22 protein-coding genes are annotated in these 24619 nt (G+C 58.9%); 10 read left to right on the top strand and 12 right to left on the bottom strand.

All coding sequences use genetic code 11. From position 1 onward, the window contains the following. Positions 1-170: 170 nt before the first annotated feature. The 6 genes from QA635_RS35295 to QA635_RS35270 form a co-directional block, all read right to left on the bottom strand. The gene (locus QA635_RS35295) at positions 171-1172 is read right to left on the bottom strand and encodes a GlxA family transcriptional regulator (RefSeq protein WP_283064347.1); all 1002 of its coding nucleotides are present in this window, start codon (positions 1170-1172) and stop codon (positions 171-173) included. A 471-nt stretch (positions 1173-1643) separates the two neighbouring features. Then, positions 1644-1961 (bottom strand): nitrile hydratase accessory protein, encoded by a 318-nt coding sequence (locus QA635_RS35290; protein WP_283064346.1) that lies wholly within the window; start codon positions 1959-1961, stop codon positions 1644-1646. 10 nt (positions 1962-1971) lie between these two features. After that, a complete protein-coding gene (gene nthA, locus QA635_RS35285; protein ID WP_283064345.1) occupies positions 1972-2592 on the bottom strand; it encodes a nitrile hydratase subunit alpha in 621 nt (206 codons plus the stop codon). 10 nt (positions 2593-2602) lie between these two features. Continuing rightward, entirely contained in the window at positions 2603-3325 is a 723-nt protein-coding gene (gene nthB / locus QA635_RS35280; protein WP_283064344.1) for a nitrile hydratase subunit beta, read from the bottom strand. Between the two features lie 21 nt (positions 3326-3346). Continuing rightward, positions 3347-3844, bottom strand: coding sequence for a DUF1097 domain-containing protein (locus QA635_RS35275; protein WP_283064343.1), 498 nt, complete (start codon positions 3842-3844; stop codon positions 3347-3349). A 39-nt stretch (positions 3845-3883) separates the two neighbouring features. Beyond that, positions 3884-4888, bottom strand: coding sequence for a CobW family GTP-binding protein (locus QA635_RS35270; RefSeq protein WP_283064341.1), 1005 nt, complete (start codon positions 4886-4888; stop codon positions 3884-3886). A 302-nt stretch (positions 4889-5190) separates the two neighbouring features. Here QA635_RS35270 and QA635_RS35265 point away from each other — a divergent pair, with 302 nt between their 5' ends. Continuing rightward, on the top strand, positions 5191-6873 hold the full coding sequence (locus tag QA635_RS35265; protein ID WP_283064339.1) for a methyl-accepting chemotaxis protein: 1683 nt from the start codon (positions 5191-5193) through the stop codon (positions 6871-6873). Between the two features lie 33 nt (positions 6874-6906). Here the strand turns inward: QA635_RS35265 and QA635_RS35260 are convergent, their stop codons facing one another. Then, the gene (locus QA635_RS35260; RefSeq protein ID WP_283064338.1) at positions 6907-8280 is read right to left on the bottom strand and encodes a sigma-54 interaction domain-containing protein; all 1374 of its coding nucleotides are present in this window, start codon (positions 8278-8280) and stop codon (positions 6907-6909) included. A 296-nt stretch (positions 8281-8576) separates the two neighbouring features. Between QA635_RS35260 and QA635_RS35255 the strand changes: the two genes are divergently transcribed. Then, on the top strand, positions 8577-9338 hold the full coding sequence (locus QA635_RS35255) for an alpha/beta fold hydrolase (RefSeq protein WP_283064336.1): 762 nt from the start codon (positions 8577-8579) through the stop codon (positions 9336-9338). Positions 9339-9352: 14 nt separating this feature from the next. Continuing rightward, on the top strand, positions 9353-10972 hold the full coding sequence (locus QA635_RS35250; RefSeq protein ID WP_283064333.1) for an MFS transporter: 1620 nt from the start codon (positions 9353-9355) through the stop codon (positions 10970-10972). Between the two features lie 571 nt (positions 10973-11543). On the opposite strand, the gene QA635_RS35245 is transcribed toward QA635_RS35250, so the two are convergent. Continuing rightward, complete coding sequence (locus tag QA635_RS35245; protein WP_283064331.1) at positions 11544-11789, bottom strand: hypothetical protein; 246 nt, start codon at positions 11787-11789, stop codon at positions 11544-11546. 127 nt (positions 11790-11916) lie between these two features. Here QA635_RS35245 and QA635_RS41920 point away from each other — a divergent pair, with 127 nt between their 5' ends. Together QA635_RS41920 and QA635_RS35240 are read left to right on the top strand one after the other, a co-directional pair. Further along, complete coding sequence (locus QA635_RS41920) at positions 11917-12099, top strand: helix-turn-helix domain-containing protein (RefSeq protein ID WP_425249216.1); 183 nt, start codon at positions 11917-11919, stop codon at positions 12097-12099. A gap of 413 nt (positions 12100-12512) precedes the next feature. Further along, the gene (locus QA635_RS35240; protein WP_283064329.1) at positions 12513-13916 is read left to right on the top strand and encodes a helix-turn-helix domain-containing protein; all 1404 of its coding nucleotides are present in this window, start codon (positions 12513-12515) and stop codon (positions 13914-13916) included. Between the two features lie 45 nt (positions 13917-13961). Here the strand turns inward: QA635_RS35240 and QA635_RS35235 are convergent, their stop codons facing one another. Further along, complete coding sequence (locus tag QA635_RS35235; RefSeq protein ID WP_283064327.1) at positions 13962-15308, bottom strand: hypothetical protein; 1347 nt, start codon at positions 15306-15308, stop codon at positions 13962-13964. Positions 15309-15659: 351 nt separating this feature from the next. Between QA635_RS35235 and QA635_RS35230 the strand changes: the two genes are divergently transcribed. Beyond that, positions 15660-16850 (top strand): hypothetical protein, encoded by a 1191-nt coding sequence (locus QA635_RS35230; RefSeq protein WP_283064325.1) that lies wholly within the window; start codon positions 15660-15662, stop codon positions 16848-16850. A 220-nt stretch (positions 16851-17070) separates the two neighbouring features. Here the strand turns inward: QA635_RS35230 and QA635_RS35225 are convergent, their stop codons facing one another. The 3 genes from QA635_RS35225 to QA635_RS35215 are packed head-to-tail and all read right to left on the bottom strand — an operon-like array spanning position 17071 to position 19630. Further along, positions 17071-18399: a class I SAM-dependent methyltransferase gene (locus tag QA635_RS35225; protein ID WP_283064323.1), complete on the bottom strand. Its 1329-nt coding sequence runs from the start codon at positions 18397-18399 to the stop codon at positions 17071-17073. A 14-nt stretch (positions 18400-18413) separates the two neighbouring features. Continuing rightward, positions 18414-19013 (bottom strand): RES family NAD+ phosphorylase, encoded by a 600-nt coding sequence (locus tag QA635_RS35220; RefSeq protein ID WP_283064321.1) that lies wholly within the window; start codon positions 19011-19013, stop codon positions 18414-18416. Further along, complete coding sequence (locus tag QA635_RS35215) at positions 19010-19630, bottom strand: antitoxin Xre/MbcA/ParS-like domain-containing protein (protein WP_283064319.1); 621 nt, start codon at positions 19628-19630, stop codon at positions 19010-19012. Before QA635_RS35215 ends, QA635_RS35220 begins: the two co-directional genes overlap by 4 nt. Before the next feature lie 193 nt (positions 19631-19823). On the opposite strand from QA635_RS35215, the gene QA635_RS35210 reads away from it, so the two are divergent. Genes QA635_RS35210 through QA635_RS35195 form a run of 4 tightly spaced genes read left to right on the top strand, consistent with a single transcriptional unit; the run spans position 19824 to position 24565 of the window. Further along, positions 19824-20663 carry a hypothetical protein gene (locus QA635_RS35210; protein WP_283064317.1) on the top strand — a complete coding sequence of 280 codons (840 nt, stop codon included), beginning with the start codon at positions 19824-19826 and terminating at the stop codon, positions 20661-20663. Beyond that, complete coding sequence (locus QA635_RS35205; protein WP_283064316.1) at positions 20660-21766, top strand: hypothetical protein; 1107 nt, start codon at positions 20660-20662, stop codon at positions 21764-21766. The genes QA635_RS35210 and QA635_RS35205 overlap by 4 nt, the downstream gene beginning before the upstream one ends. Continuing rightward, a complete protein-coding gene (locus tag QA635_RS35200; RefSeq protein ID WP_283064315.1) occupies positions 21759-23201 on the top strand; it encodes a hypothetical protein in 1443 nt (480 codons plus the stop codon). Before QA635_RS35205 ends, QA635_RS35200 begins: the two co-directional genes overlap by 8 nt. Then, positions 23198-24565, top strand: a complete 1368-nt coding sequence (locus tag QA635_RS35195) for an AAA domain-containing protein (protein WP_283064314.1) — start codon at positions 23198-23200, stop codon at positions 24563-24565. Before QA635_RS35200 ends, QA635_RS35195 begins: the two co-directional genes overlap by 4 nt. Positions 24566-24619: the final 54 nt, after the last annotated feature.

The following is a 24619-nucleotide window of genomic DNA, read 5'->3' as shown; positions in this document are numbered from 1 at the left end:
AGTTACGTCAGCGTCGGCCAATCGCAGCGCGGATCGGCGTATGAAGTTGTGGCGTCGGGAGATGACGGGTTACAGAAGGGGCGCGCCGTTCCGACATGACGCGGCGCGAACGCATGCTGGCGCGTTTCACCTAAAGGCGAAGCAAAGTGTGATAGCTAGTTCTGAGCGGTTTACGGTCTGTGGGGCGTTGAATGGCCCGCCGGAACGTGATCGGTACCGGCCCATGCACTCCGGAACCTAAGCCGGTATTCGCCGGGGCCAACGCCAAGGTTTCTGATGAATGCTCGCCTCATGCCGTCGGCGTTACCGAAGCCGCAGCGTAGAGCGATCTGCTGTAACGACTTTCCACTGTCTTCGAGGAGCAGCCGGGCCGCATCCAGCCTTGCTGCGTCTACGAACTCGGTGGGCGTCATACTCATTTCCTGGCGAAACACGCGTGTGAAATTGCGAACGCTCATGCCCGCCTGCTCAGCCAGATTGTCGACTGAGAGTGACGCCGCCAGATTGTCGAGAACGTACTGCTGAACCTGCTGGATCTTGGTCTTGCCAGACATTTGCGCGGCAAGATGCGCGCTGAACTGTGATTGGCCGCCGGGGCGTTTCAGGAACATGACCATATATCGGGCTACGATTAGAGCGAGCTCTCGCCCGTAATCCTCCTCGACCAAAGCGAGCGCGAGATCCATTCCGGCGGTCACACCTGCGGTGGTACAGAGATTGCCGTCTCTGATAAAAATCTGATCGGAGTCAATGTCGAGGTTTGGATATTCGGCCCGTAGACGTGCCGCGCATTCCCAGTGCGTCGTAACCCGTTTGCCCTCGAGCAAGCCGGCTGCAGCGAGTAAGAAAACACCTGTGCAGACGGAGCCGAGCCGGCGCACGGTGCGCGCGCGTCGACGCAGCCACTGCACAATTGCCGGATCGATCGTCTCGAATGACGGGTCGCCGCCGACCAGGAGTGTGTCGATCGGCTCGTCGGGCTCGAAGATGTGCCGGTCAGCCAGAAAGCGAAGCCCACCTGTTCCAAGCACGGGATGCGTGGAGCCGGCTATAACCTGCACGGTATAGGCGTTCGGATCTCCGAGTCGTCTGGCTGCTTCCCAGAACACTTCGGCCGGGCCGACGATATCGAGTGACTGAACACCTGGCGGAGCGAGCAATGCAATGCGCATCAATAATCCTCAGTGGGCCCAAATTTCATGCAACTTTCATTCCGAGCGTCGGCCGTAGAGGCGTCACTTTCGGCCAAAATTGCGCAACAATCGGACTCACCGCTATGGTTTGCGTGTCTCGACCTGCGCAGGGCCAGTCGGTAGCTCTGTCGGTCCCGTACTTAACGGTCGCTGTTGCATAGAGCGATGCTCGCGCGAAGCAGGCAGGCCGCGAGTATACATCATCTGGGCTGAAGACGACCAATCGACGGGTCCGGCAGCAAACGGACCTTCGCTCGAACATGTGCAGTAGCGGACTCAACCTCGAAGCCGGGGAGTGGGGCTGGCCCTCGCCTCGGACCGCTCATGATAGCAGAAATCCGGAGAGCAGGATGTGTAAGGCGGCCGGTTGCAATCATGCGAGCCGGCCAAAGGGTGCAAGTCGTCTGATGATGGCCCTCCGGGGCAGATCGATTGGCACCAAGGCGAAGCCTAGGAAGCCGGTGCACTCGATCTATCCACCAAGCCTGATCGCTGGACCATCCGCTCCAATACGGTAAGCCAGATTCCGTAGTAGTCCCAGCTTGGGTCGGCCTTGTCGTGCGTGGCTTCCCACGCGGCGATGCTTGATATCATTTCCGAGCGGAAGTCATCCCATTCGAACACGCCCTGCTTTGAAAGCGCCAGCGCCATGCCGAAGGCCTGGCGCTGCCACGGTGCGCCAAAGCAAAGGCTTCCGTTGTCCTTGGGTGGCATGTCGGGTTTCCCCAACATGCTTCCCAGGGCAAAATGCTCAAAGTTCGTCTGCATCGTCGAACTCTTAAGGAACTGGCGACTTCACGATGGCGACGCCCATCATCGATTCGGGCGTGACGAGAGCGGCAAGCTGCTCTTCGCTGAAACCATCAGTGCCCGTCGGCCGCTCGGGAACCACGAACCACCGGATCTGCGCGCTGCTGTCCCAGGTCTTGATCTCTTTGGCGGGATCGACGTTAAGGCCGAATTCGCTCAGCACTTTCCGCGGTTCGCGCGCGGCCCGGGCCCGGAACGATGGGTCCTTGTACCAGTAGGGCGGCAGACCCAAAACCGGCCAAGGATAGCACGAGCACAGAGTGCAAATGATGAGGTTGTGCACGTCCGGCGTGTTGATCGCGGCCTTCATGTGCTCGCCTTCGGCGCCGGCGCCCTTGGTGACGAAGTTCATTTTTTCGACGGCAGCCATCGTATCTTCGGCGAGAAGCTTCTTGAAGGCCGGATCGACCCACGCTCTTGCAACGAGCTTGGCTCCGTTGAAGGGACCCATTTCGGTCGCGAAGATCGTCATGATCTTGTCGACGGTGTCGTTCGTAATGACGCCCTTCTCGATGAGAAGCGCCTCCAGCGCGCGCGCGCGCGCTTCGTTCGCCGTCTCACGGTCCTTCGAATATTCAAAACGCTGCATGGTTGGCTCCTCAGGATGCGATCGCGGGTTCGAGGTAAGCCTCGAAGAGGTCCGCATAGAAGGTGAAGTTCTTCTCGGTGTTACCCGGCCACAGGGCTTCGGGATCAAACTTGACGCAGTACACCGGCATCGCTTCGCCGATTCCGTCGGGACCGGTGTCGCAGAGGTAGGTGTAGGCGTCGTGATAGACGCTATCGACGACACCGGGCTTGTTCCTGAGGTGGCCGGGCAGGCGCGTGTGGTCGACCGATTTCGGATCAGCGACGATGACGGCGTCACCCGGTGAAAAGCGGGGCGGGGCCTTCCGATCCCGCTTCGGATCGTCACCGATCAAGAGATATTTTCGTACACGATCATCCACGGCGCTGTCGCCGCCCTTCGGCATTACCGGAGGTGAGGCGAGGAATTCATTGGTGCGTGCGTCGAGTTCGGCCTGCGTGATGTATCCCTTGGCGACGAAATACCCCGATATTCCTCCAAGCCACTTCTCGTAGTAGCGGTACTTGAAGTAATCGAAGGGGTTCATCCCCTCCGCGCCCTTGCGCAGATCCGCCCAGGTCCATGTTGTCTTGAACGTGCTTGGCGTCGCCTCGAGGTCAAGTTGCGGGCTGAGCGCCATCATTGCCGTATGGATGCCGAAAATCCTCTTTTCCCAGGCTTCCACGAACACCCGCGTTTCAAGCGCGATGGGATCGAGACCTTCCAGGCCTCCAAGGTAGTGCTGTAGCTTCATTGTTGCTTCCCTTCAGGTTGATCAAACCACAGCCCGGCGCGTGGCAAGAATGTCGGCAAATTTCTCGGAGACGAAACCGAATGTGGCTCCGACCAGCATGGAGAATGCTGCGATAAAGGCTGGATTGGCGATGCCTGCATCGGTGATCGAATGTCCCGTCGCAGCCACGGTGCCCACCGTCGAGGCGAAGCCGAAGACGATCGCAGGCGGAAATCCAAGCGCGCGGTGGGAGGAGGCCAGGATCATGGCGCCGCTGCCCAGACCGACGCTAAGTCCGGCGAAGGCTGCCGAGTTTGGAACTGCCGCGATAGCAAGCAGACAGAGACTGGAAATAACGATCCCGACCGCGTTCGAGGCGATCGATTTGACGAAACCAGCTGTCCCTCCACCACACGCAAAGAACGAAGCCCACGCAATGAAGGTAACCCACACCGGGATGGGCAGAATGGTCGCGGTTAGATAGGTATCGATGCCGCCCAGCACGGCGATGCTTGTCGTCAAGGCAAGTAATGGAGTCATCTCGGTCTTCCCCTTTTGCAGAATGATTGAACAGAGCGGCTAGGCCACGAGACTCGTTCCGGATCGCGTAAGGCCGGACACCTCGCTACGAATTCTGGCCGGATCGAGCCCTTTTCCGATAAAGACAATCGCGCTCGTGCGCGGCTCATTCGCGGCCCAGGGACGCCCAGGACGGCCTTCGAGCGTCATGTGAACACCGTGAAAGACCCATCGCCGTGCCTCGCCTGCCAGCGAAAGAATGCCTTTGCACCGCAGTAGCGTTTCGCCGTTCTGTTGAACAAACGTGTTAAGCCAGCGGAAGAACAGCGGACCGTCAAGTGGAAGCTCCTCGCGGACTTCCACGCTAACGACCGACAAGTCGTGCTCGTGCTCCAAGTCGGAGAGCAGCAGCGGTTCGATGGCCAGGCAGTTCTTCAGATCGAACGCCTTGACATCGACGATCGAAGCGACATCAACGTTGCCGTTGATCGCGCGAACCGATCGCACCAACGGATTGATAGCTCGAACGGTGGCCTCGCATCTGGCGAAGCCGTCTTCATCGATCAGATCGAGCTTGCTTATCACCGCGACGTCGGCAAAGGCGATTTGCTCGGCTGCGACGTTCTCTTCGGAACTCTGATCGGCAAGCCATCGATCTATATGAACGGCATCGACCACCGTAACGACTGCATCGAGTGTCGTGGCGGCCGACAGCACTTCGTCTACGATGAAGCTTTGAATGATGGGAGCTGGATCGGCCAGTCCAGTCGTTTCGATGAGAATACGGCGGATCGGTCTTTTCCCGGAAAGGAGGTTGGTGATCGTCGAAACGAGATCGGTACGCACCGTGCAGCAGATGCAGCCATTGTTGATCTGGAGAACTTCCTCGTCGACGCCGACGACGAGCTCGGCGTCGATGCTGATCGCGCCGAACTCGTTCACGATGACAGCTGTATCCGCGAGCAGGTCGCTCTCGAGCAGTTGATTCAGGAGCGTCGTCTTGCCCGATCCGAGAAAGCCGGTGAGAACAGTGACCGGAATTTTTCGCGAAGTATCTATCGGCATCTCTCGGTTTCCTCCTACCATTCATCGGAGGCTAGGTTTTGAGATACGGGCACACAACGTTGCTCAGCGCGCGAATCCTGCCAAACAGGCCAAATGCGATGCTGCTTGGAAGTTGCTGCCCAATTGCGCCTCAGAGGAGCCTAAAAACCTGGCGAGTGCAGCTCGTGCGATCTCGCTGAGCGTGCAAATCCTGCCAAACAGCGTCAACATCGTGCGCGGTGCGTGGCACGCCAGCGATACTTAAGCGTCCGGTAAGACGGCCGGCACAGTCTGACGATCATTTTTCCTGTCGCGAGAATCCGATGTCATTTCGTGGTCTGAGAGCCAAATTCATCATCATTATCGCCGTCGCGCTGACGGGTATGATCGCTCTGGTGCCTTTGGCGCTCTACACGATACGTGACCAGATGATGGTGGATCGGCAGGCCAAGATCCAGCAAATGGTCGACATCGGACACGGCATCCTCGCGCACTATCAGAAGCTTCAAAGCGAGGGCAAGCTTGACCGCGCGCAGGCCCAGGCTGCTGCGATCGGCGAGATCAAGGGGCTGCGGTACGATAAGGTCGAGTTCTTCTGGATCAATGACATGGCGCCAAACATGATCATGAGCCCGGCCAAGCCTGAGCTTGACGGGAAATCGGTCGCAGAGCTCAAGGATCCGACCGGAAACTATCTCTTTCGCGGCTTTGTCGATCTCGTGCAGAAGGAGGGAGGCGGCTTCTACAGCTACCTCTGGCCCAAGATGGGCTTCGACCAACCGGTCCGCAAACTCTCCTACGTGAAGGGTTTTGCGCCCTGGGGCTGGATCATCGGGACCGGCATCTATCTCGATGATGTCGATACGATCTTTCGGCAGATCGCCTGGACTTTCGCCTGGATTTGCCTAGCAGTCGTCGTTCTGGTGCTGGGGGTATCCTTGGCTATCAGTCGTGCCGTGACACGGTCGCTCACCACGATCACCACGCTCACCGAAAAGCTGGCGTCCGGTGAGGACGATTTTGACGTGCCCTACACAGCCCGTCGCGATGAAGTGGGAAGTCTCGCGCGAGCGCTCCGCGTGTTCAAGGACAATACTGCCGCCGTTCGCGAGATGCATGGCGAGCAAGAGGAGCTCAAGCTGCGAGCAGACGAGGACAAGCGAAAGCTCATGGCGGAGCTCGCCGGTAGGTTCGAGGCGAGCGTCGAGGCGGTGGTGCTCGAGGTCTTCGATGAGGCAAGCGAGATGCAGAAGGCTGCCGAGAGCATGTTGGCGAGCGCCAATCAAGCCAGCGGCAGGGCGAATGTCGTCACGGAAGCGTGCCGGCAGGCGTCCGAGAACGTGCAGACGGTCGCATCCGCCGCCGGCCAATTGTCCGCTTCCATCAACGAGATCAGCCAGCGCGTGGTACGAGCAGCTCAGGTCGCTGACAAGGCTGCCAATGACGGGCAGCGCGCCAACGCCACCGTGCAGGGGCTCGCCTCGGCAGCCAATCAGATCGGCGAGGTCGTCGGGCTCATCAACCAGATCGCGGCGCAAACCAATCTGCTCGCGCTCAACGCGACGATCGAGGCGGCGCGCGCCGGCGAGGCCGGAAGGGGCTTTGCCGTCGTTGCGGCCGAGGTGAAGTCGCTCGCAACCCAGACCGCCAAGGCAACGGACGAAATCGGCGCGCAAATCTCGTCGATACAGGCCGAGACATCTTCAGTTGTCGGCAATATTCAGAACATCCTCGCGACGATCATGGAGGTCAGTGAGATCTCATCTTCGATTGCCTCGGCCGTCGAGGAGCAGGGCGTCGCAACACAGGCGATTGCCCAGAGCGTGCAGGACGCCGCTTCCGGCACCACTCAGGTATCGTTAAACATCTCGGACGTGAACACTGCGGCGTCGGAAACCGGGGCGGTAGCGGGCACAGTTCTTGAGTCGAGCGCTCGATTGACCGGCAAGTTGCGATCGTTGCAGGACGAGGTCGGCAGCTTTGTCGCAAATGTCAGGGCAGCATAGGCGGGTCGGGGAGCTCTCGCAGTGAGCCCCCACTTATCCTGTACCTCGCCGCGGCTCGTATCCATGTTCCTTCATCAAACGGTACAGATGTGTACGACTAATGCCCAGCAGTTCCGCGGCCTGGCGCTTGTTGCCACCAGATCGCTCCAAGGCGGTTCGAATCTGGACCGCCGTTTGGGATTGCACGCCCTGTTTGAGTGATTTCGGCTCGTTTTCTTCCGCTTCTGGATTTGAGATGAAATCAGCCGTACCCAACGTTAATTTGCCGGTGACGAGAAACCGAGTGAGCACGTTTTCCAGCTCGCGGACATTTCCCGGCCATCGATGTTGAGCCAGCGAAGCTATCTCGCTTCGGGTCATGCCTTTCGGACTGGCATCAAGTCGGGCGGCGATTCGGATCAGAAGTTGTTGGGCGAGAAACGCTACGTCATCTCGGTCTCGCAGCGACGGCACCTCTATCGGCAGCACGCTGAGGCGGTAGTACAGATCCTGCCGAAATCGACCGGCCCGCGCCATCTCAAGAACGGATCGATTGGTCGCGCAAATGATCCGTGTATTGACCGCGACGGGAGTCGTGCCGCCCACGCGCACCAACTCGTTTGTCTGAAGCACGCGCAGCAAGCTGCCTTGCAGATGCAGGGGCATGTCTCCGATTTCGTCCAAGAACAAGGTGCCGCCGGAAGCCAGCTCGAACTTTCCAAGCTTTCCGCGACTGCGTGCGCCAGTGAAGGCTCCACCTTCATAGCCAAACAGTTCTGCCTCAATCAATTCGGTCGGAATCGACGCGCAATTGATCCACACGAATGGTCCATCTGCTCGCGCCGAGTGTGCGTGGATCGTGTGCGCGGCGAGCTCCTTGCCGCAACCAGTCTCGCCCGAGATCAACACAGGAAGGTTATGTCCAGCGACGACCTGTAGCGAATTGCGGTACGCGTCCATCAGCGCGCCTTCGCCAACGATGTCCTCCATCGTGTACCGCGAGCGCCACGGCTTGTTGCCATTTGGTATCGCCAATTCGGATTGCGAGACGCGGCGAAACGTCCTCTTCAAAGTACCGAGATCCGAAAACAGGGCGAGGCCTACAGCACCGATGATCCGTCCATCTTGGAGAACAGGAACTTGCCGCGTGATGAGCTGGTGTCCGCGCACTTTGAGGGGGTAGCCGACATGGCTGCCTTCTCCACGTGCGACGAGATGAAGCTTCGTCTGCGAACCCACGACATCGGTAATGTGGCGCCCGATGAAATCTTCCGCCGTGCCGCCCAGCAGCCTGCAATAGGGGTGGTTGATCAGCACGATCGTACCCGACGTATCCACCGCCACCAAACAATCCGACACGTGATCGAGGACGAGCCTGAGAAAACCAGCTTCTTCCGACGATCCGACAATCCATTGCGAAAGGACCATTTGAAGAATCCTTCTGAGTGTAACGCCAAGGTTACAATCGTATAACTAAAATGTTACACTAACCCGACCGCAGATGCTCGTCAAATCGTGGCGGTCACTCGGCTTCGCGAAAATTGCGCAAGATTCGCAGAGGCTTGCAGGTGGGCCCGTCTCTTGGACGCGGGATGGCACGGAGCTTGCGAACCTTCTGGATCGAAAACGATCACGGGGAGGACAAAGTGACACCCACTAGGACCTTAAGAAGCATAAAAATCGAAGACACTGTTGTGCACGTGGCCGGGGAAGGACAGCCTTTGGTGTTCGTGCATGGCTTCACGACCACGGCGGAGTTCTGGCGAGAGCAGGTGGACGCCTTCTCGGCCCGGTATCAGGTGGTTCGCATCAATTTGCCAGGGCATGGCCGTTCGCCGCGTCCCGAAGATCGGAAATACACGATCGAGGCGTTCGTGGAGGACGTGCTCAAGGTTTACCGCGCCCTCGCGATCGAATCGGCGGTTCTCGTCGGTCTCTCGATGGGCGGAACCATTGCCCAGCACTTTACGCTCTCTCATCCCGAGCGGGTGCGAGCTCTGGTCCTCGTCGGCGCTACGCCGCACGGGCTGGGCGCCGACGTGAATGTCGACAATGTCCTCAAGGCGATCGCCGATCTGGGCGTCGTTGCGGCCAGCCAGAAGGTCATCGAGCGATCATTCGGTTCTGCCGCAAGCGCGGATCTTGTCGAGTTCGCCAAGCACGAAGTTGCGCAGACACCGGCCTTCGTGGCGCGCGAGGCAATCGCTTCGCTCAACGCGTCGGATAGCCGCGATAGGCTCGGCCAGATCCGCGTGCCGACGCTCGTTCTGGTGGGCAATGAGGACATCATCACGCCGCCAAGCGAGTCACAGGCCCTCGCCAGGGGCATTCCCAACAGCAGGCTCGAGATCATACCTGAGGCAGGGCACTTTCCGATGCTTGAGCAACCGGCAACATTCAACCTGAGCTTGGGTGCCTTCCTTATGCGGCAAGACATTCAACCACCACACGCCATTGCGACTGCCGGCGCGGCGCACACCATTTGAACGGGAGGAGAAACATGTCAGTGCAGGCAATCACAACCAGCGCCTCTTCCTCGCAAGGACTCGACCGGGACACGAAGCGCATTATTCTGGCTGCCGCCTTGGGCACCGTTTTCGAATGGTACGATTTCTTCGTCTACGGCTCGCTGGCCGCTTTTTTCAGCACGCTGTTCTTCCCGAAGGGAAATGAGACGGCAGCTCTTCTGGCGGCACTGGCGACGTTCGGTGCCGGGTTCGTGCTTCGGCCGTTTGGCGCGGTCGTCTTCGGGCGGCTGGGCGATCTGGTCGGCCGCAAGAAGACGTTCCTCGTCACCATGCTCGTGATGGGCCTCGCTACCGCAGCGGTCGGCCTTTTGCCGACGTTCGAGACGTTCGGCTGGTGGGCTCCGACCATCCTGGTCGGTCTGCGTTTGCTTCAAGGTCTGGCTGTTGGCGGCGAGTTCGGCGGGGCGGTGACATATGTTGCCGAGCATTCCGAGCCAGAGAAGAGGGGATTCACCACGAGCTGGATCCAGATCACGGCGACGCTCGGTCTCTTCCTCTCGCTCGTTGTCATCCTTCTGTGCCGGTATTCCATGTCGGCAGAGAGCTTCGCGAGCTGGGGGTGGCGTGTTCCGTTCATCGGATCGATCGGCCTCTTGGTTCTTTCTCTGTATATCCGGCTGAAGCTCCACGAGTCGCCGGTGTTTCAGCAGATGAAGGCTGAAGGCAAAGGCTCAAAGAATCCGATCGTCGATACTTTCGGTGACAGCCGCAACCTGCGTCTGGTGCTTATTGCCATTTTCGGGGTGGTCGCGGGCCAAGCGGTGATCTGGTACACGGGGCACTTCTACAGCCTCTACTTCATGACCACGACACTGAAGATGAGCCAGGAGCAGGCCAACTTCTATCTTCTCGTCGCTCTCGCGCTTGGAACTCCATTTTTCCTGTTCTTCGGCTGGTTGTCGGACAGGATCGGGCGCAAGTGGATCATTGTGACCGGATGCGCGCTATCGGCACTGTTGATCATACCTCTCTTCCAGGGGTTGGCCGCCTACGGCAATCCGGCGCTCGCCGAATTCCGTGCCAACACCTCGGTCGTGATTCACGGAAATGACTGCAGCGAGGATCAATCGTTGTTTGGTCAACTCTTCGCGCCCCAGGCGACGAAGGAGTGCACGCGCGTGAAGACGTTCCTGACCGCGAGGGCTGTCCCCTATGTCGTGAAGGCCGACGCCGCAACTCTGAGTATCCAGATCGGCAATGAAGCGGGCATGGCCTTCGACGAGGCCAAGCTTCTGAAGGCGTTGACCGACAAGGGGTTGCCATCTGCGAAGACGCCAGCAGAACCCAACGGAGCCATGGTCGTCGCCATCCTCTTCGCCTTGGTGTTCCTGGCGACGATGGTCTACGGGCCGCTCGGGGCACTCCTGGTCGAACTGTTTCCGGTTCGCATCCGATACAGCGGCGTTTCCGTGGCTCTGCAGATCGGCAACGGTTGGATTGGTGGCTTTGCGCCGTTCGTCGCGACCGCAGTCGTCATCGCGACCGGCAGCATTTTCGGAGGGCTCTGGTACACGATCGCTTTCGCAGCGTCGACGGCGATCGTCGGGGCTCTATTGCTGCCGGAAACCCGTGGTCGAGACATCAATAGTTGATCACGCGAGTCTGTTGGTTGCCGGCGAGTGGAAAACTCGCACTCGCCGGTTCTCGTCATCTTGTATGTCAAGAGACAGTCGACCGGCAGACAAGCTGCGTAGAATCCGCTCGCAGACCGGTCTGTCTGCTCTACTCCCAAGACTGGACTGGGCCGCTGCCTGATCATGGCAGCGGCCCCTCTTTTTCCATCTTGGAAGTCGAGAAGGAGCATTCCTGCCGTGGTCGATGATCTCTCTCCACAACCGACAGAACAAGCGATAGTTGGCTCGCCTGAAGATAGGTCCTCCCCCCACTGCCCTTGTATAGCGCGGGTTCAATCTCGCGGGGTGCGCAGGAAGTGGCGGCACAATCCCATGCAAATTCATCCCCTCCAGCCCGTGCGGATGAAGCCTAAACCGTCCAACAAAATCGTCCAACAAAGCGTATAACGTCCAAGAATTTTTTGTAGAAGCAAGTCACTGCTTGCGTTGCAACAAATCCTTGAAGTTGTGAGTGAATTTCGCTACGATCTTCCTTGGCGGATATCAACTCAGAGGCTCCTAGGGAGCGCCAGCAAAATCAGGCACTTAGCTAGCCATCAGCCGCGTTCGTTGAATAATGGTTGAATAAGACGCTGGTGAACAGCGGCGAACGCTTGCGGAATTTGCTGCCGACATTTGCCAAATTTGCCTCGGCGCGATGCCTCACTGTGGTTGGCGCATTCGCCATAAATTTCTCCGTCGCCCTTGGTGTCCGGAAATATTCAAACGACCGCTGACGTGCGCTGTCGTACGCGAGCGCCGTCGGATGCTCGCATTGACGTTGCTCGTCGCACAATCAACTCTTGTCCTGTCGAGCTTTGTGCGAATAGGAGGGCCACGTGCGATACAATCGACGAGAGAAAATTGGCGGACAACAGTTGCAAGTCAGTCTATCCGCTCCGAAGGCCGCAGAACCAAGCACGATGCCATTCGCCCAGCGTCTCACCTGCACGATTGACGATGCATGCGAAGTGACCGGCTTGGGACGCACGAAGCTTTACGAGTTGATAGGAACTGGGCGTATCGTCACGAGAACGATTGGACGTCGTCGACTAGTAGTGGTGCGTTCACTTCTGGCGCTCCTTGACACCAACATGTCGAACTAATGGACGTGCGACTTAAGCGAGCAACCTCACTTTGAACGCGCTTTTCCCTAGGCACTCATTCTGATGACATGAAGGTGCTCCTTCAGCCGGTCGAACTCGCCTGCCACATCCGCGCGCGCTCCTGCCAAAGTTTCGGCGGCGTGGCTGCGCAATGGCATGGTTACGTACACTGCACTGTGACCATAATCCCCGCTCTCCGACGGCCGAGCAGAATTGCAGCGCTTGCGCACTGAAGCCTGTCCCGATTCTAATGTAGGGTCCTGGGTTCTTGGAGCTTTCAGGCCTACCAGCCAAACGAATCCTTCGCAAAATAAGAGTTTAAAAAGACGCGATGTCCTTGACGGCTTGGACCGCCACCCTAGATTTTTGCGAGCGTCGGCGTCCAGTGCACGGAGGCGCACATTGAGGGGGACATGGCACCGCTGGCCCAACGCGAACGCAGTCAAGCGGTGCGAGCTTTCGCCGCTGGATTAAGCAGTGCCACCTCGCTCAACCGTCCCAAAGATTGGCAGGCATTCGAACGCCTAACTCGGGATCTGTACATCAGGATTACGGGTGACGTCCACATGGACCTGCATGGCCGCAATGGCCAGCCGCAATCGGGTGTTGATGTTTCGGGTGTTGATCAGCAAACGCGCATTCAGGTCGGTATCCAATGTCGTGGTCGCGGTGACGGTTCAATTTGGACGAATAGTCGGCTCACACAGAAGGAGTTGCGTGAAGAAGTGGCGAAGGCGCGCAGCTTCTATCCAAAGCTCGACATCTTCGTGGTCCTCACGCCGGGGCCGAACGACGTGCGATTAAAGAAGGCTGCCGCGGAGATAAGCGCGCGCCATGCGCGAGACGGCAGCTTTGAGGTCCAAGTACATGGTTGGGATTGGCTTGAAGGCCGATTGAGCGAGCACGCCGACCTTGCCATCCGGTACGGCCTCATCACCGTCGCGAACCCGAGTTTTCACGATGCTGCGACCGCATCAGCAATTGCAAAGCAAATAGGCTCACGCCTAACGACGGCAGTTGAATTAATGAACGATCAGCGCAGCGTGAACGAACGGTTCACCCTGCAGAGCATTTCAAAACACCTTGGATTTCCTGACTGGCGCAAGCTCGAAGCCGTTGCGGAGGGGCGTTCTGATGTAAGTGCAGCCGAGTTGGTCAACGTTGCGCGGGCATTGGGGATAAGCGAACATTGGCTTCTCGAAGGAAAACAAACGCCCTTCCTCGTGGATCCAGGAGACTATCGAGGTGCAGAAGAGCAGTTTGAGTCTATCCAACGGGTCAATCCAAGGCGGATCATCTTCGTGCGGCAGCGAGAGGAAGATTTTGAATCCATTTTGGTGGCCGAGATAGACGATTTTCGTTGGGTCACGTTCAATTGGGACCACCCAACGAGTAGCCATGTCGGTGGTACGGGCAGGTATCAACTCCTCGAATATTGCTGCTTGATCCGGAGGCTTTATCGTACTCTCGATCACCCGAGCGCGTGTACCCTCCACGGAAAGCATCTCGGAAGAGCTGAATTTATGCGCTTGTGGGAAGGGAATGTTTATCCAGGAACGTTCCTTCATTGGGGGCACAACGATCAGTGGTGGATGGATTTCGCAGAATTGGCGGATGAGAGGGTAGAGGGTACATCCGTATCTGCGCGAGAATTGCGTGAAGCTATTCGCATCGCGCGCCTGGTGCTCGCAGACCATCAAGGTCCCTCTAAGCGTGACGGCTGGATGCGCAGCCAGCTCGTTCGTGCAGGTATACCTGTCAACGAGCGGAAACCTGCTGCGCGCTACCCACTCGACTTGGGCCTCTCGCACGATTAAGCCGAGCGAAAGGGTAGTGAGCAGAGTAGGTCCCGGCAATGGGAGCTACATCCACGCGTACCGCAGATCCTTCTGCCACATCACACATTCAGCGTTGCCGAGAACGGCATAAGCTGCAGCCACGGCGACAGCGTGCAGATGGCCAATGCGCGCGTTCTCGACGAGTACTCGGACGCTGGGCTCGCCATGCGGTAACTCGCGGACATCGAGTACGTGCGAAATGTCGTTCGCTTGATCCTGGCCGATGAATTCTGTGATCGCAAAGATGTAGCGGGATGGCAGTATTGATGACGGCGAGCGTTCGCGAGCTGTCAGGAGCAGATGGCGTGCTCGTTCGTCAAATAGGCGGTTGGCGTATTGGCCCACTGAACAGTCGTCGCCATCGGTGAGGGTCGAGCACCACGACATCCAGTCATCGAAGCCAATAGGTATCGGCACGAACGGCCTCAACGCTTCGTTCGACGAAGCGGCCCGACCACGTTCTCGAAGCCATTCTTCGTACGAGTTGGATAGCAGTGGCATTCCGGGTAGCTTGTGGATGGCTTGCCACGTCTCTCGGTTCATATCGGCAAAGGTTGTTGCGACCGGCGGGCAACGATCGGTGTTCTTGGCGCGGGGCCGGCCGTTGACGAAGAACGTCGACGCTCCACCCAAAATAGGTGCCGGCTTAACGTAGGTTACGCCGCCGTAGTCGAAACACAGGTCAGCGACTGCGGTCTTGGTTGAATTCTGCTGCGGCGATACCAGCATCAGGTCGGTCATGAACTTGCTGGCCAGTTCGTTCCATGCCTTTCGAAGCTTTTCATACGATGGAAACGGCCGCTCCACATTGATCAGTCGGTAGTCCATGGGCCAAAGGAAATAGCTGTCGAAGCCGTCGCTATGAAAATAGCAACCGGCAACCACAACACCGTCGATTTTCCGTGAATCGTTCTTTGCGCGCTCCCAGACAAGCTTGAGAAGACTTTCGTGGCTTAGCGCGCTGTACCCGTTATTCAGCACGAGCAAAATATTGGTCGAAGTTTCGGAGTACTCCTTCCGAGATTGTTCAACCTGCTTGCGCGCAGATGCGACCGCTTGTTTGATGGGTCCAGCAATGATGCGGTCGTATTCGCGTTTCCCATGGTCCGATAAGACTTCGCGATCAATCACAACGACTGGTCGGGCTTCGCGGTGCTTTCGAAATAGCTCCGCGAGCTTGCGTTGTCGAACGGGCTTTTTCAATCCCTCTTCATCAAGCGATTTAAGCTCAACGATTGCTTCGGCGAGCACGTAGTCGGCGCCCACCCGGTCGCGCCGATCCGCATCGGGATGGGCACGGCGACCACCGGCCGAAACGATGACCGTGTCTAGATCCTCTTCGCTTAGCCTACGGATGAGAAATGATTCCATATTGCGCCATCATCTGAAATTTCTCGCTCTGACGGAACTGCAATTCTGCACGTCGCTCTCGTCCACGCTCCACATCGCGAAGCGCTTGCGTATCGGATCGCGGGGGATTGCGGACCGCACTTCGTTGCAAGCAGGTGTGGAATCGCCTATCTTGCAAGGCCTGTCTCGATCGTACGGCCCACCGCGATGGAGAAAAATGTGACGACAAAGCGTCCAAATTCAAGCCTTATCGAAAGGCGCGATGACCTCAGAGATGTTGTCGCAGGAAGCGAGCGCTCATTCTCACGTTTATTTCGCGTGGTACTGCGGCGTGGGTCCAAGCCCATTCCTTCTCAAGGGCGAGCGTCTGTCATGGGACGTTTGTCTGGGGCAGCTGCATTTGTGTTTATTGGATATGCCGTTCTTGAGGTCGGACCTGGGTTGTTCGACTCAATGCAGCAACGGGCGTTGCATCGAACTCCCGTGCACCGGGACGATAGTGTCATCCGCACTGGCGTGGCCACACAGTTCAAACGGTCCGTTGCTCTCTACTACCGAGATGTGAACGGCACCTTGCACCTGTTGTTGGCCGACGAGAGCGGAGTCAATAAATTCGTCAACGAAACGCTGATCAACCTTGATACGGAATGTCAGATAATAAAGACTAACACGGCCGTTCGAATAGAAGCACTTCTCGCGACGGCATTTGAGGACCGCGAGGCTTCCATTGCTGCCTATGCGGATTGGTACTTCGCTTGGGGCCGGTCGTGGGCGCTCCTAAAAGAGGCTTCTATGGGAGGCTTGACGGGCTTTGCACCTAACAATGTGCAGGGGGTCGTTGAGGCGAGCCATAATGCCGTTGAGTCTTATCTTGTCCGGAATTATCAGCGGTTCGTGCTAAAACCTGAATTTCGAAACCCTGTACTCGAAGCCGGTATCGCGCGAATCCTCGCCGAGGCGCATAAAGACTATCTTGCCGTCCTCACAAGACTTGACGATCGCGTTCAAGATTATCTCAGCCGCGAAACACAGCACCTTGAGCGTCTCGACCCGCTGGCAAAGCTGGACTTCTCGCTCGGATGGGACCAACAAAAATGGAAAGCGCCGCGCTACGCGGTGGATGATGAAGCATTCTGGACTGTTCTCAGGGGAACAGGGGCCGTATCGGTTTCGGCTCTGGTCGCTTTGAGTTTCGCGCCCGCTATTGAGCGGGCCGTCCTTCCCATCTTCGCGAAGGCAGCGGGCAAAGTCTTAGCTGCGATGCGTCCGCAGATGCTTGGCGCCGCCGCAGGGACAATGGTCGAGCCGGGCCTAGGTACAGTTGCGGGTTGGGCCCTAGGTGCTACGGGCGGCGTTGCTGTAGATTATTTCATGAGTAAGGGACAGGAAAAGCTCGATCGGCCGCACTTTGTGCGAGCGAACGCTCAGGCGTTGGATGCGACGGTTCAAGAATGGTCGCGTGTGATAAAGCGCGACCTATTTAAGGCGGTCGATGCGTGGTTTGAGGACACGCGCGATGTGGTTGCCGAATTTAAGATTCAGAGAAAAATCCCGACCGGCTAGGTGGATTTCCGGTCAGACACTCATACTGGAACGTTGAATGACGAGCCTTGGGTTGCCGCCGCTAATGTCATTTGACAAAACGGCAGCGACCGGTCTGGCGAATTTCAATGCTTTCTCCAGCAGCCGGCTCAGCACCCAACGGTCCTCAAGGCCCTAAACCCGAGCGCCCTACGAATAGCCTGTGAACGTCTACGCGGCGTCATCGCCCAAAGTTATCACACTATTTGACGAAGCAGAGAACGGCTTCGGTTGCTCCCGACGGGCGTTCGTAAGACCGACGACCGGGATTGATGTCGGACATAGATCGCAAGTGGAAGTTCTTACGTTGCTTAAGGCTCAGCCCATGTGTCACTCCAATCTCGGAGATGATCTCGGGCAAATCGTTGTGAATGTCCTTGTAGTAGGAATCCTGAATGACAAGGACCGCATGCCCGCCAGGTTTCAGTGCGTGGGACATACGCTCGATCGAGCGCGACATCTTGTGGAAGTAGTCAAGATGCGTGCGATAGTAATATCCGCCTGATGCCTTCGACGGATGCTTCCGCAGAGCCCTTAGGAAGCGGGCACAAGTCTTGCCCCAGCTTTCATCGACCTCGATCAAAGTGCTTGGCACCTGCGTTGATCCGATCATCTGTTTGCCAAGTGCGCGGGCGCTGATAGTCAGCAATGGCCCCAGAACGGCGAGCTCTATGCGCGTTGCGGCAGTATAGTCAATTCGCGTGCAATACGGCGGTGAAGTCAGCACGAAATCGACACTGCCCTTCCTCAGCTTCATTGATGCGGTGTCGGAGAGGCTGATCTCGCACTCCCCGGCGCGTGGAGGGTTCGCAATACGAAGATCTGCGTCGAGCGTGGCCGCCAAGGCCCCGGACATGTCCCGTACATTTGCCGCGAAGTACTGCGCGACTTTAGCCTTCGTCGCCGCAACGCGGGCGTCGGTCTCTTTCGGCACGCGCAGCCACGTTGGATTTGACGAGCGGAACGGTGCAACGAGCTTACGGCAGGCGGCGAACAACGCCACATAGAGCGTCGCCGCAGTGCCTGAGATTTTGTCGAGATGAATCCCGTCCGGCGACTTGGTCATGTTGCCCACGAGACTACGCCGAATGTTCTGCTCAATGCCTCGGATAAAGGCAGCTGTGGATGGTTTGAACCAGCCAAGCAAGGCTTCGTTCGGGTCCAAAATCGGCGGCGTGGAATAGGCGTGAGAGAGGATCGTCGCGGCGAGAGGCCTCAAATGATCGGCCTCGGTTGGCGGAAGCAATCGCGCGCGCGCGACGATGATCATCACGGGGTTCAGGTCGATGCCGATCGAGCTCAGGCCAAGACCGCTCGCAGCGTAGGTGGTGGTACCGCTGCCATTCCAAGGATCGAGGATGACCGCACCATTGGGGAGCTCGGCACTTTGTAGCAACTCTCGCGCAAACACCTCAGGGAAGCCGGCGTAGTAGGGAAAGAACCCTTCCCAGCCGGTCTGCAGCAACTTGTTACGCTTGGGCGAAAGAATACGAAATCGTGGCGCCATTTGCGCTGCCTCGCGCGCCTTCATCGGAGCTGCGCGTCTCATGGTGTCGCGTATCCGCGTTTGCTGCGAATTGTGATGCCAAGCCGGGTAAGCTCGGTAGGCAGCAGTGCTGCCTGGAGCAAGGCTACCGGCGGCGTGCCCGAAAGCGCCGAAAGGCCGCGATCATAGACCGCCACGCAGTCGCCAGTCGTTAGGCGCGAATTGAAGAGGATGCCATCGATATCATTCATCTCAGCGTAAACTGCTTCGGACAGGGCTTGGCCGGCGCCATGCGCGCGTGCGCGATTGGCATCGGTGTCGACCCCAGCTTCGTACGCTCCAGCCCCGCGTAGGTCGAGCAGCGACAACTCTCGGCTCGAACTGATCGAGGTCACGCACAACTGTTCGAGGTGGGGTCGATAGAGAAAGCGCTTTGTCTTGCGTTCGAAGCGGTCCCTTACTACGGCTTCCGCGAACGCAGTCGGGAAATTGTCGGCAGCGTATAGCACCCGGAACGCTCCCGACGGACTCGAGAAGCGACTCGATCCGTAACCTGCGTTGGCAGGCGTCGAGCGGTGCCGGCTGGGGAGAATGCGCGGCCAGTCGGCGATGCGGGCCTCGATGACTCGCGCGCGAAGTTTGGAAATGACGATTTTCACGCGTAGTCAAATGCGCCTTCCGCCGCGCTCTTGACAAGCGGGAGGTCACCATCACGTAGCTTGTCGATCGGCGGCTTGCCGCTGGTCATCCGGTTGGGGGAAACCAGCCATTCCCATGTCTCTTCGGGTGACGTGAAGAATGATGCGATCACGTCGAGACCTTCAAGGGGCCTCAGCCGCTCAAATTGACGAATTGGGTATAGGAAGTTGCGAAGCCCCTTCCGCAAAGCAATTATCTTATTCGCCTTCCGCCAGTTATCGAGCGTCCCACGCGAGATGTTGAGTCGATTGACCAACTCTCCTGCGCCAAGAAGATCGCTCTCGACCCAGTCTGCAGACTTGTCATCCCTCGTAATAGCATCGAGTAACCGACCGCCTTCTGCGGCCGATACGACTGGCCCGATTCCACTGCCTTGTAGGACTCGGTCCTTCGGATTAGACGGTCGTGCAAAGGGCTTTCGCTCGCGTCCGCGAGCTGTGTTGGCCGATGGCGGTACCGGGACCTTCAATGTCACGGCGAGCTCAAGCAGGCCCGCCATGTCCATCTGCTCAACCTTGCTCTCGATGGCCTTGGTCAGAGCGGCTTTAGCCGGGTGCGCCTGTTTAGAAGTGCTCATAGGATATCCTCTTCAAGGCAGAATAGGCAAGTTAGGCAGAATATGCAATAGTGCATAGTGTAATTGGCCAGCAAGCCTTTTGGGTTCACCCTCATCCAGTGAATTTCGCTGAAGAATCAGTCGCTTATATGCATGGAGATACAAGGACAAGCGTGGTATTGCATGGAAGAGCGTGGAGTGCTATATAGAGGATATGCCTCGCGCCCTAACCATATCTGAACAACTCGCCCGCAATGCCAGTCGGCAGCAGGAGGCTTATGCCGAGCTGACCAAGGCGTTGGGCGCAAGAGATACGGCTGGCCGGGAGCGTGCGCAGGCCAAAATCACTGAGCTGACTGCGGAATATCAGCGTCTCTCAGACGCCCTCCGGTTTAGCGAACTCGAAGCGCGCGATATCGCGACGCCCCACTTGCGTAAACCTGGCAAACCCCTTCGCGAGCTCGCGCTTGACGCACTCGATGATTTGGGTGTCCCGGCTGCACCTGCACTCGTCGCAGATTTGACGGCGGCGCTCACAGGTAACCGACCTTCGCCTTCGCGCTTCGCCAGCCTCCGACGGGATGAGGAAAATGCGGCGCGGCGGAACCTTGCAGCGCGCCCCGCCTGGATCCTGCCCGCGATCAGCGCCGTCGAGCTTACCGCTATTCCGAGGCTGCTCACGAGTTCCACCTGGGCTCTCGAACGCCGAATTATCGGCTCGCGCAGCATGCGCACCGACAATCTGCGAATCGCAACCAATCTCGCGCGTCGGTTGGCTCATCTTCGCGACGTCGGGGCGGCCGAGGCAAAGGGCGTTGAGCGGCTGCTGTTCTCGTTCGCGCGATCAATCCCGGGCGCCAGTGATACGGGGCAGCCGATCGATCCAAAGCGCGTGACCGACGCTGCGCAGGCCGAACTGAAGATGCTCGATGATGCCGATTTCGCCGAGCGACAGTCCGCTGCTGCTCGGCTCTCGTCGAGTGCCGCCTCTTTCAAGCTTTGGGGTCGTCCCGTCATGGTCGACACAAAGGCAGCCGAAAGGGCGATCAGGTGACTCCGGCCAACGCGCGCCTTGCTCGTCTGCGTGGAGGTATCCCGGCCGTGGAGGTGGGAGCGCGCGGCATTGAGAGCGTGGCCCGTAACGCCGGCTGTACCCGGCTGCGCGCGATCGTCATCGCGGGGCTCACCCCCACCGAGATTGTCAAGCACGTATTGCGCGCTGAGCCCGACATCATGTCGCCGTTCGCGATGACGCTCAGCCAAGCCTATGAGCGCCGCCTGCTGGAGAACGGTGGGACCTCGCTCCTGACTGCCTATCGCGACAAGGGGCACTTGGGGCCGACCGAGGTCAAGATCTCATCGGTGGCCGATCATGCGCCTGGCGACGGGCGGCTCGCCCGCCAGCGGCGGGAACTCGAAACCCAGCGTCTCTTGGACATGAAGCATTCGGGCAATCCACTTGCCCCGAATCTCATTCTCAATCCTCGACTGCCGCTCGCGCTGGTCGGAGTCACACACGCGATCGAACTCGATTATATGGTCGCAAGCGATGACGCGCCTTCCTACCGCGTTGGCGTCATCAAGTCCTACGCAGATCGCGGCGGCAAGACCGACAAGGCCCACTTACGATCCGCCTGCCGGGAAGCGTCGGTGGGGACGTTGGCTTTGCGTCAGCACCTCGAAAGCCGCAATGATGATCCGGATCGAGCCGGAGATCGTATCGACATGGTGCTTCGGGCTCCCGGTTCGTTCGTGCCGCGGCTGTTTGCCTCCATGCGAGCTGAGTCCGAAATGGCATCGCTGGTGAGGGCCCTCTCGACCGCGCCCGCCGACCTCGATGAGGTCGAGCGCTTGGTGCCTGCGGGCGCCAATTTTGCGAGCCGCGACGTCATCGACCAGATTCCCAATAATTATAGATCTAATTGCAAGGAGCATTGCGCCTTGTGGGAACACTGTCGCGCTCAAGCGCTCGCCGCTGGCCAACCCATCATCCTGGGCGATGCTGCTGCCGAGCAGCTCGCCGCGGCGGGCTCGATCACACGCGCGCTCGACTTGCTGGATGGGCGCGGCCGGCCGCCCGAAAATCACGCAGAGGCTGCTCTTGGAGCCGAGCTACGCGCCGCGGCCCTCTTACTCGATCGGATTGCAAATGGCTGACCTTGTCCATGTAGCAGCCCGCTTGCGGGCACTCCAGCGAGGACAGGCCGTCCCGATTGTCGCGCAGCGCCAGCTCGTAATCCAACCTCATGCGCGCATCCTGACGCTGCTTGCCATGGCCGGCGAGGATACCTCCGTGCATGCTGCAGCGATCGGCGGTTTCGGCTATTCGCCCGAGATTAACGTTGTCGCCGATCCTCGTCGTCGTGACGATCAATATGGTCTGCTACGCTGGCTGCTGCCCTTGTTCGAGGCCTATTATGCCGAGTGCCGTGCAGCGGGAACCTTTCCGCAGATTTGGGTGTCTTCCTCCGGCGCCCTCGGGCATCTCGACACACTTGCCGATCGTCTGCGCTTTACTGATGAAGACGATATCAAACGGCTCGGAAGCTTGTGGACCTATGCGGGCGAGCGCTCGCCTGTGGCCGGGCAGCAGGCCCTAGTTGCTGCTACTAAGGCACTCCGCGCCCACTTTGCGACTGGCCAGCAGGAAGGCGAGGACGAGCATCTCGGCTCGCTGCTGACGTGGATCGAGCCGCCCGCAGGGCGCGATATCTTTGCAGCCGTCGCGACCGCGGAGGCGCAGCCAATGGCGGAGAAGACAGATCCGCGCTTCGACCGGACGGCGCTTCAGCCTGCCATTCAAGACTATAACCGGGCTCGTTCTGCCGGCGAGAGTGAAGCCGTTCTCTCATTCTATCATGCGCGCATTCAGCAGTTGCTTGAGGGTGTGATTCGCCCAATCTATGCAGCTACCCAACGTGCGATGTCACTGCTGACGGCGGTTCGATGGCAGCCCAACCCTGCGCTTGATGCGCTGGCGGACCAAGAGGCACAAGAGTTCGAACGCTTCATGGCGGCGCGCGATGAGGGCTTTCGTCTGCCGTATCATGACAAGCCGAAGGCCGGCGCCATGAAGATCGTCGCGCGCGAGCGTGCCGAGTCAAACCTGGAAGCGGGCATGCTTCGCCATGATCGAGCCGCGCGCGAAAAGGGGGTCGTCAGCGGCAGCGTGCTACGCGCGCAGGTCGTAGACATCCGTCAACAGAAAGTTCGCGCACGTCTTTTTGAGTATGATTTCGTTCTGTCGAGCCATCAGGACAGCCTTCACCTTCGCGCAGGCGACGAACTGTGGACACTGGATGATCCAAAGATGTCGCTGCGTATCGACGGTGTGGAGCGGCGTGGCCCGTTCACCTGGGTCACTGGCAGGGTGCTGGTGGGTAAGAACGCGGCGAAACGCATGTCGCTTGGCACGACGCTGGACTTTGGTCCGGAGGCGCCCAACTGGCAGGCGATCGGCAATGAACTCGCTCAGATGAGTGTGCGCCTCACCAATGCGCCTTGGACGCACAGCGACATAACACCAGTATCGGCCCCGGTTGGCCGGCCCATGCCTGCAGATCTGCTCGCCGCGGTGGAGAGGCTAGCATGACGGATGCCTTCAATCCTCAAGCCGCCGCCGATGCCGCCCTTGAGCAAGTGCTCGCCAGTCAATGGCAGGGTGTCCCAGCGCTAGTGCTGCGTTCGCCTCCCGGCGCAGGTAAAACAGGTGTCGCCCAGCGCGTTGCTCTGCAGAGCTCCACCATGCTCGATCAGCGCTGCATGATTGTGACGCAGACCAACGAGCAGGCCTTCGATCTGACGCGCCGGCTCACCCGAAATGCGCAATCATTGCCTATTCACCTGTTTGCCCGGCGGGGCTTAAGCTTGCCGGCCGACGTCGCGAGTTTGCCGAACTTGGTGATCGTGCATGACGTGCCGAGCCTGCCCCAGCACCCGTCGATAACGATCGGCAACGCGGCCAAATGGTCATGGATCCAGACTACCGAGCCGTGCTTTGACTTGCAGATCGTCGATGAGGCATTCCAGCTTCCTGACTATCGCTTCCAGCTGATCTCCAATCTCGCCCCGCGTCACGTCCTAATCGGCGACCCGGGCCAAATCGATCCCTTCGTCAACTGTGAGATCGAACGCTGGCGCTGCGATCCTGCCGGCCCTCAGGTTTCATGCCCGGCGGCATTGGTGAAACGTCATCCTTCCGTGCTCCAACTCGACCTCCCGGTCTCGCGCCGCCTCAATGACGATACGGTACGCCTCATTCAGCCAGCCTTCTACCCGGACATGCCGTTCCGAGCTATGAGCCAGGATCGGTCGGTGCGCTTCGAGGTCGCGGGGATCATGCCATTCGACGCCGCGCTAGACGTGGCCGCTGCGGGAGCATCGATTGTCATGGTCGAGCTGCCTGCACAGATTACGGGAGAGGCCGACGGTGACCTTGCGCAAGAGCTTGTCGCCTCGCTTGCAAGGCTTTTACGGCGGCGCGCGTGGATGAGCGACGACGGTCGGGTTTCGGAAGTGACGCCTGACAAGATCGGCGTTGTTTGCGCGCATGTGAGCCAGGTCAACGCGGTACGCGAACGGCTTGGCCCTGCGATGGCAGACGTGTTCGTCGAGACCGCCAATCGCTTCCAGGGGATCGAGCGACCGTTCATGTTCGTGCATCATCCTCTGTCTGGAAGGGCCGATGCAACGGCGTTCCACCTGGACGCGGGCCGTCTTTGCGTCATGTTGTCGAGGCACCGCATCGCCTGTTGGGTTTTCGGCCGTCAAGGCATTAGCCAGCAGCTGATGCGCTTTTCACCTATGGGCGATCGCGCGCTCGGGATCGACGATGATCCCGAATATCGCGGGTGGCGGGCTCATCTGACGCTTATGGCCGCCTTGGCCCGCACCGGGCGCGTCTTCCCAGCTGTAAACGGGCTGACGCCGCCGTTCGCCGGCCAGCTGGCGCGCTGACACTGTGACATCGTTGAGAGTGTTCTTCGGTCGACTGTTTAGTTTCGGGATTTC

Source organism: Bradyrhizobium brasilense, from assembly GCF_029714345.1.
Lineage (GTDB): Bacteria > Pseudomonadota > Alphaproteobacteria > Rhizobiales > Xanthobacteraceae > Bradyrhizobium > Bradyrhizobium australafricanum.
Note: the sequence above shows the minus strand (reverse complement) of the source record. Positions and strands in the feature narration are given on the sequence as shown.